Source organism: Salinivibrio sp. MA607 (assembly GCF_001996245.1).
GTDB lineage: Bacteria > Pseudomonadota > Gammaproteobacteria > Enterobacterales > Vibrionaceae > Salinivibrio > Salinivibrio costicola.
The window spans coordinates 80,819-95,520 of record NZ_MUFJ01000001.1 but is presented as its reverse complement, the minus strand read 5'-3'; the positions used below and the strand labels follow the sequence as shown (position 1 = coordinate 95,520).

17 protein-coding genes are annotated in these 14,702 nt (G+C 52.9%); 5 read left to right on the top strand and 12 right to left on the bottom strand.

Annotated elements, in window-relative coordinates; genetic code table 11:
• Positions 1-2: 2 nt before the first annotated feature.
• Positions 3-2,306: a Tex family protein gene (locus BZG81_RS00495; RefSeq protein ID WP_077676513.1), complete on the top strand. Its 2,304-nt coding sequence runs from the start codon at positions 3-5 to the stop codon at positions 2,304-2,306.
• A 132-nt stretch (positions 2,307-2,438) separates the two neighbouring features.
• Here the strand turns inward: BZG81_RS00495 and BZG81_RS00490 are convergent, their stop codons facing one another.
• From BZG81_RS00490 to bioH, 3 genes are all read right to left on the bottom strand, one after another.
• Complete coding sequence (locus BZG81_RS00490; RefSeq protein ID WP_025744367.1) at positions 2,439-2,912, bottom strand: hypothetical protein; 474 nt, start codon at positions 2,910-2,912, stop codon at positions 2,439-2,441.
• A 67-nt stretch (positions 2,913-2,979) separates the two neighbouring features.
• Positions 2,980-3,411, bottom strand: coding sequence for a hypothetical protein (locus BZG81_RS00485; RefSeq protein WP_077676512.1), 432 nt, complete (start codon positions 3,409-3,411; stop codon positions 2,980-2,982).
• A 99-nt stretch (positions 3,412-3,510) separates the two neighbouring features.
• The gene (gene bioH, locus BZG81_RS00480; protein WP_077676511.1) at positions 3,511-4,290 is read right to left on the bottom strand and encodes a pimeloyl-ACP methyl ester esterase BioH; all 780 of its coding nucleotides are present in this window, start codon (positions 4,288-4,290) and stop codon (positions 3,511-3,513) included.
• Positions 4,291-4,328: 38 nt separating this feature from the next.
• Between bioH and BZG81_RS00475 the strand changes: the two genes are divergently transcribed.
• The 3 genes from BZG81_RS00475 (at position 4,329) to BZG81_RS00465 (ending at position 6,065) form a co-directional block, all read left to right on the top strand.
• Positions 4,329-5,045 carry a phosphoribosyltransferase family protein gene (locus BZG81_RS00475; RefSeq protein WP_077676510.1) on the top strand — a complete coding sequence of 239 codons (717 nt, stop codon included), beginning with the start codon at positions 4,329-4,331 and terminating at the stop codon, positions 5,043-5,045.
• 36 nt (positions 5,046-5,081) lie between these two features.
• Positions 5,082-5,741, top strand: a complete 660-nt coding sequence (gene nfuA, locus BZG81_RS00470; RefSeq protein WP_198533610.1) for a Fe-S biogenesis protein NfuA — start codon at positions 5,082-5,084, stop codon at positions 5,739-5,741.
• A 75-nt stretch (positions 5,742-5,816) separates the two neighbouring features.
• Positions 5,817-6,065, top strand: coding sequence for a DUF3862 domain-containing protein (locus tag BZG81_RS00465; RefSeq protein WP_077461480.1), 249 nt, complete (start codon positions 5,817-5,819; stop codon positions 6,063-6,065).
• Between the two features lie 18 nt (positions 6,066-6,083).
• On the opposite strand, the gene cyoE is transcribed toward BZG81_RS00465, so the two are convergent.
• From cyoE to BZG81_RS00445, 4 genes are read right to left on the bottom strand one after another with little or no spacing between them, the layout of a single operon-like run.
• Positions 6,084-6,986, bottom strand: coding sequence for a heme o synthase (gene cyoE, locus BZG81_RS00460; protein ID WP_077461479.1), 903 nt, complete (start codon positions 6,984-6,986; stop codon positions 6,084-6,086).
• Positions 6,961-7,983, bottom strand: a complete 1,023-nt coding sequence (locus BZG81_RS00455) for a COX15/CtaA family protein (protein ID WP_077676509.1) — start codon at positions 7,981-7,983, stop codon at positions 6,961-6,963. The genes cyoE and BZG81_RS00455 overlap by 26 nt, the downstream gene beginning before the upstream one ends.
• A 2-nt stretch (positions 7,984-7,985) precedes the next feature.
• On the bottom strand, positions 7,986-8,507 hold the full coding sequence (locus BZG81_RS00450; protein WP_077660377.1) for a hypothetical protein: 522 nt from the start codon (positions 8,505-8,507) through the stop codon (positions 7,986-7,988).
• A 14-nt stretch (positions 8,508-8,521) separates the two neighbouring features.
• On the bottom strand, positions 8,522-9,211 hold the full coding sequence (locus tag BZG81_RS00445) for an SURF1 family protein (protein WP_158011817.1): 690 nt from the start codon (positions 9,209-9,211) through the stop codon (positions 8,522-8,524).
• 45 nt (positions 9,212-9,256) lie between these two features.
• Between BZG81_RS00445 and BZG81_RS00440 the strand changes: the two genes are divergently transcribed.
• Positions 9,257-9,463 (top strand): DUF2909 domain-containing protein, encoded by a 207-nt coding sequence (locus BZG81_RS00440; protein ID WP_077461475.1) that lies wholly within the window; start codon positions 9,257-9,259, stop codon positions 9,461-9,463.
• 1 nt (position 9,464) lies between these two features.
• On the opposite strand, the gene BZG81_RS00435 is transcribed toward BZG81_RS00440, so the two are convergent.
• The 5 genes from BZG81_RS00435 to BZG81_RS00415 form a co-directional block, all read right to left on the bottom strand.
• Complete coding sequence (locus BZG81_RS00435; RefSeq protein WP_236719577.1) at positions 9,465-10,331, bottom strand: cytochrome c oxidase subunit 3; 867 nt, start codon at positions 10,329-10,331, stop codon at positions 9,465-9,467.
• 10 nt (positions 10,332-10,341) lie between these two features.
• Positions 10,342-10,869 (bottom strand): cytochrome c oxidase assembly protein, encoded by a 528-nt coding sequence (locus BZG81_RS00430; protein ID WP_077670153.1) that lies wholly within the window; start codon positions 10,867-10,869, stop codon positions 10,342-10,344.
• On the bottom strand, positions 10,859-12,460 hold the full coding sequence (gene ctaD, locus BZG81_RS00425) for a cytochrome c oxidase subunit I (protein ID WP_077676508.1): 1,602 nt from the start codon (positions 12,458-12,460) through the stop codon (positions 10,859-10,861). Before ctaD ends, BZG81_RS00430 begins: the two co-directional genes overlap by 11 nt.
• A 9-nt stretch (positions 12,461-12,469) precedes the next feature.
• Entirely contained in the window at positions 12,470-13,585 is a 1,116-nt protein-coding gene (gene coxB, locus BZG81_RS00420; protein WP_077576375.1) for a cytochrome c oxidase subunit II, read from the bottom strand.
• 256 nt (positions 13,586-13,841) lie between these two features.
• Positions 13,842-14,636 (bottom strand): class I SAM-dependent methyltransferase, encoded by a 795-nt coding sequence (locus tag BZG81_RS00415; RefSeq protein WP_025744362.1) that lies wholly within the window; start codon positions 14,634-14,636, stop codon positions 13,842-13,844.
• Between the last annotated feature and the right edge of the window lie 66 nt (positions 14,637-14,702).

Here is a 14,702-nt window from a genome sequence, read left to right as displayed (position 1 = left end):
ACATGCACACATCGATTATCCAAACCCTGGCCCAAGAGCTTAATGTCGCGCCTGGCCAGGTCAACACCGCGGTGACACTGCTGGACGACGGAAACACTGTCCCTTTTATCGCCCGCTACCGTAAAGAAGCCACGCAAGGTTTAGACGATTCGCAGTTACGCACCCTTGAGACCCGTTTGGTCTATCTGCGCGAATTAGACGCCCGTCGTGACACCATCCTCAAATCGATTGACGAACAAGGCAAGCTGACCGAGGGGCTGCGCCGCGATATTGTCGCCGCAGAGAGCAAAAACCGACTGGAAGATTTATACCTTCCCTACAAACCGAAACGCCGGACTAAAGGGCAGATTGCCATCGAAGCAGGGCTGGAGCCTCTTGCTGATACGCTATGGCACGATCCATCCCAAACACCTGAGACCACCGCCGCACCATTTGTGGCCCCTGATAAAGGCGTGGCCGATACCAAAGCGGCGCTGGATGGTGCCCGCGCGATCATGATGGAGCGTCTTGCCGAAGATGCCAGCCTGCTTGAAACGCTACGCCAATACCTGAAGCAATATGCGGTGCTGCGCGCCACCGTGGTTGCTGGTCAGGAAGACGCCGGTGCCAAGTTTAAAGACTACTTTGATCACCAAGAGTCGATTGCCAAAGTGCCTTCTCACCGCGCGCTGGCCATGTTGCGCGGCCGCAACGAAGGCGTATTACAGCTGGCATTGATTGCCGATCCGGATCAAGATCCAGCAAGCAAGCAAAGCGTGTGCGAGACCATGATCGCTCAGCATTATCAGCTTTCTTTGGGCAGCGCCCCGGCTGACCGCTGGCGCCAACAAGTGATAGCCTTTGCCTGGCGGGTCAAAATCTTGATGCACCTAGAAACTGAGTTTATGGCTAACCTCAAAGAGCGGGCGGAAAACGATGCCATTGATGTGTTTGCCGCCAACCTCAAAGATGTATTGATGGCCGCGCCAGCAGGTCCTCGCTGCACCTTAGGTATTGATCCAGGCCTGCGTACCGGCTGTAAGGTCGCCGTGGTTGACGGCACCGGCAAACTCCTCGATACCGCCACCATTTATCCCACCGCACCTCGACATGATATAGACGGCGCAAGCAAAGTGCTGCACCGCTTTATTAAAAGCCATAACGTGAGTTTGATTGCCGTGGGCAATGGCACTGCCTCTCGCGAGACAGAAAGCTTTGTGACCACCTTGCTCAAGCAGGCTGATTTAAGCATTCAAACGGTGATGGTCAGCGAAGCCGGTGCCTCGGTTTACTCAGCCTCTGAGCTAGCGGCTAACGAGTTTCCAGACTTAGATGTGTCGCTCCGTGGCGCCGTCTCAATCGCTCGTCGTCTGCAAGATCCTTTGGCGGAGCTGGTAAAAATTGATCCTAAGTCGATTGGGGTGGGCCAATACCAGCATGATGTCTCTCAGCACCAACTGGCCAAAAAGCTTGATGCGGTGGTGGAAGATTGTGTCAACGCCGTGGGCGTAGATTTGAATATTGCCTCTGCACCGTTGCTCACGCGCGTGGCGGGCTTAAGCCAAACGATAGCACACAATATTGTTGCGTTTCGCGACCAAAACGGCCGCTTTAATGAGCGAAAAACGCTGCTGAAAGTACCTCGTTTGGGCCCCAAAGCCTATGAACAGTGCGCGGGATTTTTACGCGTCATRGACGGTACCAATCCGCTCGACCGCTCCGGCGTTCACCCAGAAACCTACCCACTGGTCAAACACATCGCCCAAAAGACGGGTAAAGCGGTCGATGCATTAATCGGCAACGGGGGCGTACTGCAAAGTTTAAACGCCAATGATTATGCCAATGACACCTTTGGGGCGATCACTGTCGCCGATGTGCTGAGTGAGCTTGCGAAACCCGGTCGCGATCCACGTCCAGAGTTCAAAACGGCGACCTTTGCCGATGGCATTAACCAAATTAGTGATTTGAAGCCTGGGATGCAGCTCGAAGGTGTGGTGACTAATGTCACTCACTTTGGCGCTTTCGTCGACGTAGGTGTTCATCAAGACGGTTTAGTCCATATCTCTGCGCTGTCGACGCGCTTTGTCAGCGACCCACGTGAGGTGGTCAAAGCCGGTGATGTAGTAAAAGTTAAAGTCATGGAAGTGGACGTGGCGCGCAAACGGATTGGCTTATCGATGCGTCTTGATGATACGCCCGAGGCATCGGAAGCAAACGCGAAAGCGAGGCCGACTAAGCAGCGCGAAAGCAAAGCGCCCAAACAGCAATCATCATCTTCCCTAGGAGGGAGCATGGCCGATGCCTTTGCGCGCGCCAAACGCTCTTAAAGTCAAAGGCTTCTAGAGCTAACCTAATAGTGCCTAACAAATGGCATATTTAGACACTAATGGCCCCGCCAATACTGGCGGGGCTTTTTATATTTTGTCTTAATCAGGACATGGCTTAAGGACTGGATCGCATTAAATCACAATCAATACTTCGGAGGGCATGTTCGCCACGCTTGCCTGCTGGTAGCGCATCGCCACTACCGCACGCGTTTGCTCAAACCGTTTTAGCTGCTCAATTTTTTCTAACACTTCTTCGGGCATTTTTAAGCCCATCGTGTAGCCATTATCTTGGCGAGCTTGCTCACTGGGATCCGTGCGTGCTATGGCATCGATACGACCTGCGATATTGGCGCCATCGTAGTCGGCATGCGTTAATGAATCACGCTGATAGTCCAGCGAGTAGTTGGGGTGTTGGGCAGGATCCCAGGATGAACGTCCCAGCTGCTTATCTTGATCAGAAGGGGCTTTACCATTGTCGGGCTCGGGAGATGACTTAGCAGGGACGATTTTTTCGCGCAAGCGATTGTCCCGCGCAACTTGCTCCGTTGGCGGGTTCACCGATGGCGCGACAGTTGGAATACTGACGCTGGCTGGCGATATGTTCATCTGATGCTACCTCCCACACCAGCTGAAGGCCTAATTGTTAGTGCGGCCTTGTCGTCTTTCTATCAGTTTAGACGATAACCGCGAGTATTGTACCTATTGTACCTAAGGCCGACACAAATTTACCCGCAGTGTACGATGAATCATCGCTTTCTTGGACTTTCTCCGGATGCTCCATCCCCAATGCGCCGTAGGTAAACGACTTTACGGCGGACGTTTCTTCCGGCTCTTTTCCCTCTTGGGCTTTAGCGACCGCACCAGCGTTGGCGCCGTCTTTCACGTCAGCGCCGCCTTTCGCGTCAACATTATTTTTTGCGGCTTGAGGCGAAGCGGGTTTATCACCTTCTTTGACCCCATTCGCTTTTGCGACATGATCCTTAAAAGTATTGGCTTTGGACACCTGCTCAGCTTGTTTGTCCGCATTTTGCTGCGGCTGTGCCGGCGTTTTGGACTTCATCGCTTGATGATACGCCGGAGACTGCCCAACGTTACCTACGTTCATTATGGTCTCTCCTTATGCCAAAACAAGTGACATAGTTAACTTATCGGCAGAACCGTGACAGGATTGAGTCAATTCTACCAAAAAAATGATCCGCACTGGCTATGTTGCCGGCAACTTGTTGCCTAAAAAGGCTTTTAGCTTGTCTACCACCGCTTCAGGCTCGGTCACGAACGGCGCGTGAGCACTGTGTGTCAGGACCTCACTGTGTGAGTCCGGAGCCAATGTTGATACCGCATCAGCCACCGATACCGGCACTAAACCATCTAACCGCCCATACATTCTCAACCAAGGCACCTTGATAGCGCCACAGCCCTGACGCAAATCCGTGTCCGCTAACATGGCTAAGCCATCCGCAAGCGCACGAGGGTCCGGTGTTGGCCGCGAAAATACCGCTTGCTTAAGCGCTTTTACGTCTTTTTTCGCGGTCGGTGATCCCATCGCTTGCAGCGCCATAAAGCGCTCAACTGTCAGCGAAAAGTCACGCTCAAGCTGACGAGCAAAGTCACTGAGCACCCCAGATTTAATTCCTCGCCACCCAGGTTCGGCAACAAACTTGGGTGAGCTGGCGATGGTAACCAATCCAGTTACACGCTGTGGCGATAAAAGCGCGGCTTGTGTTGCCACTAACCCACCTAACGACCAGCCTATCCAAGTGGCATCTACTGGTGATGCTTTAAGCAACACTTGTGCCAGATCTTCGATATTAAGCCCCGGTTGTGCCGCGCTATAGCCAAAACCGGGTAAATCAACACAGTGCACCCGGAAGTGTGGTGTTAGGTACGGCAAGATTAATGACCACACCGCGCTGTTCATTCCCCAACCATGAATGAGAACCAGATCGGGTCCTTGCCCGTGCGACTGCCAATCACATTCCGCCATGTTTACACTGCCTTGGTTGCTTTTTACTCAGGACGCTTATGATATCAACAATTGCGCCACGGCGCTTTACACGTGTACTGACCCACTGGCGAGGCAAACTCTTGCCCTTACAGTGTCCCGTTTGCCACCTCGCCTTGCCTGCCCATCACTCTCTGTGCTGTGATGCGTGTTGGGATGCCCATCATCAGTGTTTGCTTTGTCAGTGTTGTGGACTGCCTGTTTCACAACCACAAGCGCGATGTGGCGCCTGCCTCAGCCAGCCGCCAGCTTGGGACCGCTTGGTTGCTATCAGTGGCTATCATGATCCTCTCCCGCAGTTAATTCACGCGTTCAAATACCAAGGAGCCTTCGAGCTGGCGTTGCCGTTTGCCCAGCAGCTCAGTGATCGTATTCTCACCCCCGCACCGGTGCTGTTGCCGGTGCCGCTGCATTGGCGACGTCGTTGGCAACGAGGGTTTAATCAAAGCCTGCACTTGGCTTGGGCACTTGCCGACAAACTTGATACTCGGGTGGTTGATACGTACTTATCTCGCGCCCGACATACCGCGCCACAACAAGGTCTCAGTCGGCAAGACAGGTTACATAATCTGCATGGTGCTTTTTCTCTTCATGGCTCGCTCCCCGCTTCTCATGTCGCTGTCGTCGACGATGTCGTCACCACCGGACAAACGGTATCGCAATTATGTCGATTACTGCGCAAAGCCGGTGCAAAAACGATCGATGTTTACTGTTTGGCCCGTACCGATCTACCCTAGCGGTAAGCGTGCTACCCCTGCACATAAAGTAGCCACATGGTTCAAGGGGTGATAGCCAAAGCAAACCGGAGTACACTGTATAAAACACACTGGATTAGTCAGGTATTTGTCGTGTCAGAAGTCAATATTTCAGAAAATGCACAAAGCCACTTTGTGAAGTTGCTTGAGCAGCAGCCCGAGGGCACCCATATTCGCGTGTTTGTTGTCAATCCAGGCACGCCAAACGCAGAGTGCGGTGTCTCATACTGTCCGCCGGAAGCGGTAGAAAGCAGTGATACCGAGATAAAATTCAACGGTTTTTCTGCGTTTATCGACGAACTGAGTCTCCCTTTTCTCGACGAAGCAGAGATCGACTTTGTCACCGATAAAATGGGCTCGCAGCTCACGCTGAAAGCACCGAACGCCAAAATGCGTAAAGTCGCCGATGATGCACCTTTGATGGAGCGCGTCGATTATGTGATTCAAAGCCAGGTAAACCCACAACTTGCCAGCCATGGCGGCCATGTGAACCTGGTTGAAATCACTGATGATTCGGTGGCTATCCTCCAATTTGGTGGCGGGTGTAACGGTTGCTCCATGGTGGATGTAACCTTGAAAGAAGGGATTGAAAAGCAGCTATTGGCTGAATTTAGTGGTGAGCTACACGGTGTGCGCGATGTGACCGAGCACGCCCGGGGCGATCACTCTTACTACTAATAGACACCACCACGTTAATAGCAAAACAGGCCATGAGGCCTGTTTTTTGATCACATCAGTGAGTGAGGTATTGTTATGCGCGTCTTTTTTGCCTGTGTCTTGGTCGTCTTTCTCGCCGGTTGCTCGAAAGTGACTAAGCAAAACTACGATCAGTTGGAGGTCGGCATGAGTTATGACGTGGTAGTTGCTCACGTTGGCAAGCCAAGCCAATGTGATGACACCATGGGATTAACCCATTGCGTGTGGGGCGGTGATGGCAAACACATTAAGGTCTCGTTTGTCGCCGACAAAGCCACGGTACTGTCGGCAAAAGGGCTTAAGTAGTCCCTCCAATAGCGCCACTTAATAGCGCAACGCGTGGTCGGCAAGCAGCACCACAAAGGTCGCGAAGATATGCCATATCGAAAACTTAAAAGTCTGCCACGCGATGCCTTTTTGCGACTGGGTTTTCAGTCGCCAAGCATAGCCGACAAAAGCGAGGTTAAGGGCAGTCGCGCCCACCAGATATAGCCAACCACTCATCCCGGTCAGCCAAGGGAAAATCCCCACCACCACCAGCAATAAGGTGTAAAGCAAAACCATGGTCTGAGTAAAGCGAACCCCGTGGGTGACGGGCAGCATCGGCACATCGGCTTTGGCATAATCATGGCGCCGATGAATCGCCAGCGCCCAAAAGTGGGGCGGCGTCCACGTGAATATAATCATCACCAGCAGCAGCGCATGCGCGTGGACCTCGCCTGTCACCGCCGTCCAACCAAGTAGTGGCGGCATTGCGCCGGCCAAACCGCCAATGACAATGTTTTGCGGTGTCGCGGGTTTAAGCCACTGGGTGTATACCAACGCATAACCCACCAGGCTGGCAAAGGTCAGCCACGCGGTGAGCGGATTCAGCCACCAACAGGTAATAAAGCCGCTCACCATCAGTGCCACCGCAAACACCAAAGCGGCACCTTGACTGACACGGCCTTCAGCAACAGGACGATGGCGAGTACGCTGCATTTTGGTATCAATTTTCCAATCGATCACGTGATTAAACACCGCCGCAGCACTGGCTTGTGCGCCAATGCCAAATAATCCCACCAGCACCGCCGACCAGGGTGGCCAGCCGGGCGTGGCTAAACACATCCCCACCAGCGCGGTGAGAAGCAGCATGGCAACCACGCGCGGTTTGGTGAGCTCGTAATAATCACGCCAATTAGCGCCAGCAGGCGTCGATACATTAGCGGTGCGTTGATACTGTGCCATGGTGAGATCCTTGTCGGGCCGACGGTGAAAGACATAAAAACCGGGAGAGCAGTAATATGGCCAGTAGCGACAATCCACCGAGGTTATGCGCCACCGCCACACTTAAGGGCAAGAGCGCGACCACATTGGTCACCCCCAGGCTGATTTGCACGGCCAGAACCACAATCACCCCAAGCCCAACGGCGCGCGCGCCAGCATGCCAAAGTACCCATGCCCAGCCCAGCACCAAGGCAGTGACCACCATGGCGCCGAGACGGTGCGTGGCATGAATGGTCACCCGCTCGGCATGATTCAGTACGCCAAACTGGTAGGTCTCGCTGTGAGGGCTGATAGGATTAAACGCCGAGGGGGTGAAAAGCTGCCACCAAGGGCTTTCGCAGATGGGTAACTGCGTACAGACCGTGGCGGCATAATTTGCTGAGGTCCAACCGCCCAATCCTATCTGTATGATCACGGCGACCACTGCCACACTGCCCACGCGGCGTGCGGGCGGCGATATTTGCATAACGGGCAGCTTGATTGCCCCTGCCAACACCACAAGCCAAGCCAGCAAACACACCGTAGTGAAGCCACCGAGCAAATGTGCCATCACCACCACCGGCATTAAGCTTAAGGTGACCGTCCACATCCCGAGCGCCGCTTGCATGACTACCACCACACTCAGCAGCGTGGTCATCGGCCGTAACGCCCGATAATCGGAGCGTCGCCAGCTTATCCAAGTCAACGCAAAAATAGCCAATGCTAAGGTGCCTGCGACATAGCGGTGCAGCATTTCATTCCACGCTTTCGTCACATCCAAGGGCGCGTCGGGGAACCGCAACATCGCCACCGATTGCGCAGTTCCACTGTCGGGCACGCCCAAGTGGCCATAACATCCGGGCCAATCAGGGCAGCCAAGTCCGGCTTCAGTTAAACGGGTAAACGCGCCCAGCCCAACCACCAGCACGGCCAGTATCAGTGTCGATAAGACGGCGAGTTGGTAGCGACGTGTTGCCATAATCAGCCTACCTTAGACAACTTGAGAAGCCGTTTGAGATCGCGCAATAAGCCTTTACCTTGCGCAATCCACTGGGTGTTATCATCACTGACTGGATAGGCCAGCACCACATTGTTCATCGGATCGCTAAGATAAATAGTATTTTTATCAAATGCTTGCTGCTGCCATGCCTGCGCCTGCTCGGTCGTCAAAGTTTGCCATGTCAGTACCTCCGGCGCTTTCGGTGCAGTACTTGTCAGGGCCACGCTAGTGACGCGATCGCGCTCTTTACCCACCGCAATAGGAATTTGCGTTAACTGAAAAAGGGCTTGCTCACACACCAAGTCACACTGTTCTGGCACCCGATAAATCAACCGCCACTGCCCTTGCTCGGGTAACCAATTCAAGGTCGCTGGCTCAGCAAGAAACTGGCCGTAATTGGTGACACCTTTTTGGTACCAACTTTGCTCGAGCACTAATTTGGCCACCACCACCGGCAGTATAAAGATCCCTATCAATGCCACGACAAGCATGCGTCCTTTCATTCGCACTCCTTCCTTTATGTTTTGTGCCACCATATGCCCGCACCGATACCGACTGCGAGAGCCATCAGTGCCCATTGCAAGGCATAGCCATAGTGCTTCGTCGGCGGCATCACCACTGGCTGCCACACCGGCCTCACCCCTGCTTGCGCCAAGGCATCCCGGCTCGGCGCTGTCACATCCACCAGTTTTTCTGCCCGTATCAGCCACTGCACCTCTAGCGCGGGTAGTCGTGCCTGCAATGTGGGTAAATCAATGCGTTGTACCCGCACCGGCCAGGTTTGCGTTTCCGTCTGTTGCTTAAGCACAACGCGCTTTGACGGTGTGTCAGCAAATCCGAACAGTTGATAGCGCGATGCTAACGTGGGTACGTCCGGCAATGCACGAAGCGCAGGCGCGGCCATCCAGCCCAATTCAACCAACCACCACTGCGATGGCTGCTGGCTTGGAATAAAAGGAAGAAAAAGGCGATAGCCTACGCGGCCTTGGTGAATCTGATTGTCGAGCCACACGGCGAACTCGGGGCGAAACTGGCCATCGATCACCAGGTATTGCCCTTTTTGCACCGAGCCTGTGAGTGATTGTGGTGTTTGGTTGGCGTCAAACCGTGCCAGATGTTGGGCTTTTTGCGCGCCACGCGTCCATTGCCAATGGCTTAACTTGACGAGCAGCAAGACCACAACCACAGTCAATATCAGAAATCCCATTCGTCGTCCTTGTTTCATACTTACCCATTGCGCGAAGGAGCGCTTATGTTGATCAAAGCCATACTGATTTGTTTACTGGTTTTTATTTTGTTTAACCTCTTTCGTGCCTTGCCCGTGTTATTAAAAGGCGATAATTCAGTGCCTTTATCCCGTTATCTCGGTCGCCGGGTGCTGTTTTCCGTGATTGTCTTCGTGTTATTGCTGATTGCGCTCTCCATGGGCTGGGTTGCCCCCAATCCGCGCCCATACTGAGTTAAAGAATGTAAACCAACACAAACAAGCACAGCCACACCACATCCACAAAGTGCCAATACCACGCACTGGCTTGAAAGCCAAAGTGATGCTCAGGACTAAAATGTCCACGCATCACGCGCAACCAAATAACCAAGAGCATTACGGTTCCCAAGGTCACGTGTAAACCATGGAAGCCCGTCAGTAAGTAGAAGGTGTTGCCATACACGCCTGAATCGAGGCGCAAGTTCATTTCTTGATAGGCATGCACATACTCTTCGCCTTGAAAGAACATAAACACCGCCCCAAGTAAGACGGTAGCCAGTAAAAATCCCTTCAGCCGTCCGCGTTGGTTTTTTTCAATCGCAGTATGGGCAATATGGAGCGTGACCGACGAGGTCAGGAGGATCAGCGTGTTAAGCAAGGGCAGTCCCATCGCGGGCATTGCCGTGGTTTCTATCCCGCCCGGTGTGACAGTCAGTGGCCACTGGGCAACAAAATCCGGCCACAATACCGCCGCGGTCATCGCATTATTGCTAGCCCCGCCTAGCCAAGGTACGGCGATAAAGCGGGCGTAAAAGAGCGCACCAAAGAAGGCACCAAAAAACATCACCTCAGAGAAAATAAACCAGCTCATTCCTTGGCGAAAAGAACGGTCCATTTGAGCCGAGTAGAGGCCTTGCATGGATTCGCGGATCACATCGCGAAACCAGCCGGTCAGCATCACCACAATCAGTACGGTGCCCGCAAGCAACAACCAAGGGCCGTATCCCCCAAACAAGCCGCCTACCGTGGCACCGGCCCCTGCCGCAATTAAAAACAGCGCCAGCGCACCGACAATCGGCCATATACTGGCAGCTGGGACGTAGTAACGTTCAGGCGTCGCCATGATCGCCTCCTTATTCCTTGGCACTGGCGGTGACATCAAACAGCGTATAGGCCAGCGTTAAATGGTTAATGTCATCCGGCAGCTCAGGATCCACATAAAACACCAGGGGCAACGCCGCGTCCTCGCCACGTGGCAATGGCTGCCGGTTAAAACAAAAGCATTCAATCTTGTTAAAGTATTGCGCGGCTATCCCCGGTGAGACCGAGGGTACGGCTTGACCAATGGTGTCATAGCGTGCGTTATTCGTTGCGAGATAATTAATCGTGTGAGTCGCACCAGGGTGCACTTGCATCTGGTTGACTTGGGGCTCAAATGTCCAACGCATCCCCGGATTGGTGTAGGCAATAAATTCAATGGTCACCAAGCGATCTTGGTTAATGCCAGCACTGGATGCGGCCGCCTCGGTATCCGTTTTGCCATTAATGCCCGTCACGTCGCAAAACACGTCGTAGAGCGGAACTAAGGCAAAGGCAAAACCAAACATACCCACGGCGAGCAACAGTAGACGACGAGCGGAGCGCGTTGATTTAGTGACCATAGCGCGCTTCCTCCAGATCCGGCGGTATCTCAAAGGTGTGGTAAGGCGCGGGCGATGGCACGGTCCACTCCAGACCTTCGGCCCCCTCCCAAGGTTTAGCGGCAGCAGGCTCGCCACCACGCGCGCATTTAATGACGACGGCTAAAAAGATGAGTTGCGACAGACCAAAGGCAAAGCCACCAATGCTGACAATGGCGTTCACGTCGGCAAACTGCAGGGCATAATCGGGGATCCGGCGTGGCATGCCTGCGAGGCCGAGAAAATGCATCGGAAAAAAAAGAATATTGACGGAAATCACTGAGCACCAAAAATGCCACTGTGCCAGGGTTTCATTAAACATATGCCCAGTCCATTTAGGCAGCCAGTAATAGGCGGCTGCCATGATCGAGAACACCGCCCCTGAGACTAAAACATAGTGAAAGTGCGCCACCACAAAGTAGGTGTCGTGGTACTGAAAATCAGCCGGTGTGATCGCCAACATTAGCCCAGAAAACCCGCCAATGGTAAATAAGACGATAAATGCAATCGCAAACAGCATCGGCACTTCAAACGTTAGCGAGCCTCGCCACATGGTCGCCACCCAGTTAAACACTTTGACCCCAGTCGGCACCGAGATCAGCATGGTACAGAACATGAAAAACAGCTCGGCAAACACCGGCATCCCGGTAGTGAACATATGATGTGCCCATACCAGAAAGCTTAATCCTGCAATCGAGGCGGTGGCATACACCATGGAGCTGTAACCAAATAGCCGTTTGCGTGAGAACGCCGGCACGATGGCCGAGATAATGCCAAAACTGGGCAAAATCATGATGTAAACTTCTGGGTGACCAAAGAACCAGAAAATGTGCTGGAACAAAACCGGATCACCGCCCCCCGCTGCATCAAAAAAGCTGGTGCCAAAGTATTTATCGGTCAGCACCATGGTCGCTGCTCCCGCTAATACCGGCATCACCGCAATCAGCAAAAAGGCGGTTATCAGCCAGGTCCAGACAAACAGCGGCATTTTCATATAGGTCATGCCAGGCGCGCGCATATTGATAATTGTCACAATCACATTGATCGCCCCCATAATGGAGCTGATCCCCATAATATGTAGGGCAAACACAAATAAGCCGGTGCTATCGGGGCTATAGGTAGTCGACAGTGGCGCGTAGAAGGTCCAGCCAAAGTTGGGGCCGCCACCTTCCATAAATAACGAGCCGATCAATAATAGAAACGCAAACGGCAGAATCCAAAAGCTCCAGTTATTCATCCGTGGTAGCGCCATATCCGGCGCCCCTATCATCATCGGCACCATCCAGTTAGCGAGCCCAGTAAAGGCAGGCATGACCGCGCCAAACACCATAATCAAACCATGAACCGTAGTCATTTGATTAAAAAAATTGGGCTCTATCAGTTGCAGGCCGGGCTGGAATAATTCCGCACGGATCACCATTGCCATCGCGCCACCCAGCAAAAACATGGTGAAGCTGAAAATCAGATACATGGATCCGATGTCTTTGTGGTTAGTGGTCAGCACCCAGCGCATGATGCCGCGCGGTTTATGGTGGTGGTCGTCATGAACGGATTCTGGCGTTGTATCTGTCATAGTGCGCTCCTAAAGCTCTTCGCCCGACATCACCGCGTTAACCTGAGCGGCTTGTACCGTCTCGCCGGTGTCATTGCCCCACGCATTGCGCTCGTATGTCACCACCGCTGCTAACTCTTTGAGTGACAATTGCGGTCCAAACGCTTGCATGGCAGTGCCGGCTTTGCCGTTGACGACAATATCGATATGATCGACCAATCGATTTGGTTGCGTCGCAATCTCAGCATCCGCTAACGCTGGGAATACGCCAGGCATGCCTTGCCCTTCACTTTGATGGCACATGCCGCAGCGGCTGTCATAGACTTGTTTGCCCAGCGCCATCAGTTCATCCATCGGCATTTCCATCCCCAATAAGCGTTGCTCTTCTTCGCGAGCTTGTTGCTGAGTGAGTGCGGTTTTTTGCACCCAAGCATCAAATTCTTCTTGCGGCTTGGCGATCACCACAATCGGCATAAAACCGTGGTCTTTACCGCACAGCTCGGCACACTGCCCACGATAAATGCCGGGTTTGTCGATTTTGGTCCAAGCCTCATTGATAAACCCAGGGTTGGCATCCTTTTTCACCGCGAAGGCCGGTACCCACCAAGAATGAATCACATCTTGCGACGTGATCAAAAAGCGCACCTTGCGTCCCACCGGTAACACCAAGGGTTGGTCGACTTCTAACAAATAGTTATCGCGTTTTTGTCTTTCGTTGCGGATCTGTTCAGGGCTAGAGGCAAGCAAGGAAAAAAAGGCAACATCGTGATCAAAGTAGCGGTAATGCCACTTCCATTGTGAGCCAGTCACTTGAACGGTTAAATCAGGCTTGGTGGTATCTTCCATATCGAGTAAGACTTGGGTGGCGGGGATCGCCATACCCACCAAAATGAGAAACGGTACGAGCGTCCACGCAATTTCTACCTTGGTACTTTCATGAAACGAAGCAGGCTTGGCGCCTTTGGATTTACGATGGCGGATAATGGCCCAAAACATTACGCCGAACACCAATACCCCTATCGCCACGCAAATATAGAAAATCGTCATATGCAGGTCATACACCTGCTGACTGATGGCCGTGACCCCTTGAGTCAGGTTCCACCCTTCACGTTCGGCAGCCTGCACTTGCCCAGGCAGCAAAGCCATTCCCGATGCCAGTATTGATTTATGGTAACTCGACACGGCCCCCTCCTGCTCACAGGCATGAATGCGTTGCACCTTTGCTTAAACCCACGCAGCTTAAGCAAAGGTTAAGGAAACAACGCGATACATACGATCACAAAAATTAACGTTTTGTTTACATTCAATCTAGGAGAGGTTTGCCCAAAGGACAAAAAATAGACAAAGAAAGATCGTGAGGCTAAGCACAGACTGGAAAGCGAAAGGTGGCACCCGCGCCGCGCTAGATCTCAATATGCAACACCATCGGGGTAAAACGCAGACGATAACGCGGCATCGCCGCCAGTGCGCGCTGCCAAAAACGCCACCTTGGGCAGGGTTTATCAAGTGGGGAGTGTTCTTCAACCCGACAGGCCCAGGGCAAGGCTTGAATGATCGCCATACGCGGATCGGCAAAACCATGTTGATAAGATTCACACCCCAGTTTCTGGCCGATCCGGCTATGGCACTTATCTCCCGCTAAGACTAAACAGGCCTCAACTTGCGGAAAATAGCGACTAATATGCTGGCAAAATGCAGAAATTTCTTGGTTGGTGCACTCAAGTAAGGCTTGATCGCAAATTAACATGGTCGGATGACCCGCAGGGACCGCCAGTTGCGCCAGCCAATCAAGCTGTTTGACCGACCCTTGCACCATCCGGAAACGCTCACTGGTGTGGAATAAACGCTCTCGCCATAACAAGGTTTCGTCAACATCGACTTCTAACCAACGACAACGGCCGTTATCCAGTCGATAAAAGCGGGTATCTAACCCACCACCAACATTAATGATCCATGCCGTGGGATGCTGAGCAAGAAACTGTTTAACAATGGCATCACACTGGCTAGTGAGCGTGGCATAAAGAAGCTGGGTTTGATCGAGATTGTGCCAATCACATTCGGGCTGCATGACACACCCTTGGCATGCGGCGGCCGCCATGGGGTCATAGATCACGCCATTGTCAGTCAGGCTCTCACGACTGCGCAGCCACATGGGCTTAAATAGCTTACTGGGAACAGAATGCTGTTGCGTACGCACGGACACCTCCACACACGATAATCAAGGATGATAATAATTATCGTTTAAATGTAGAGAAATGCAAAG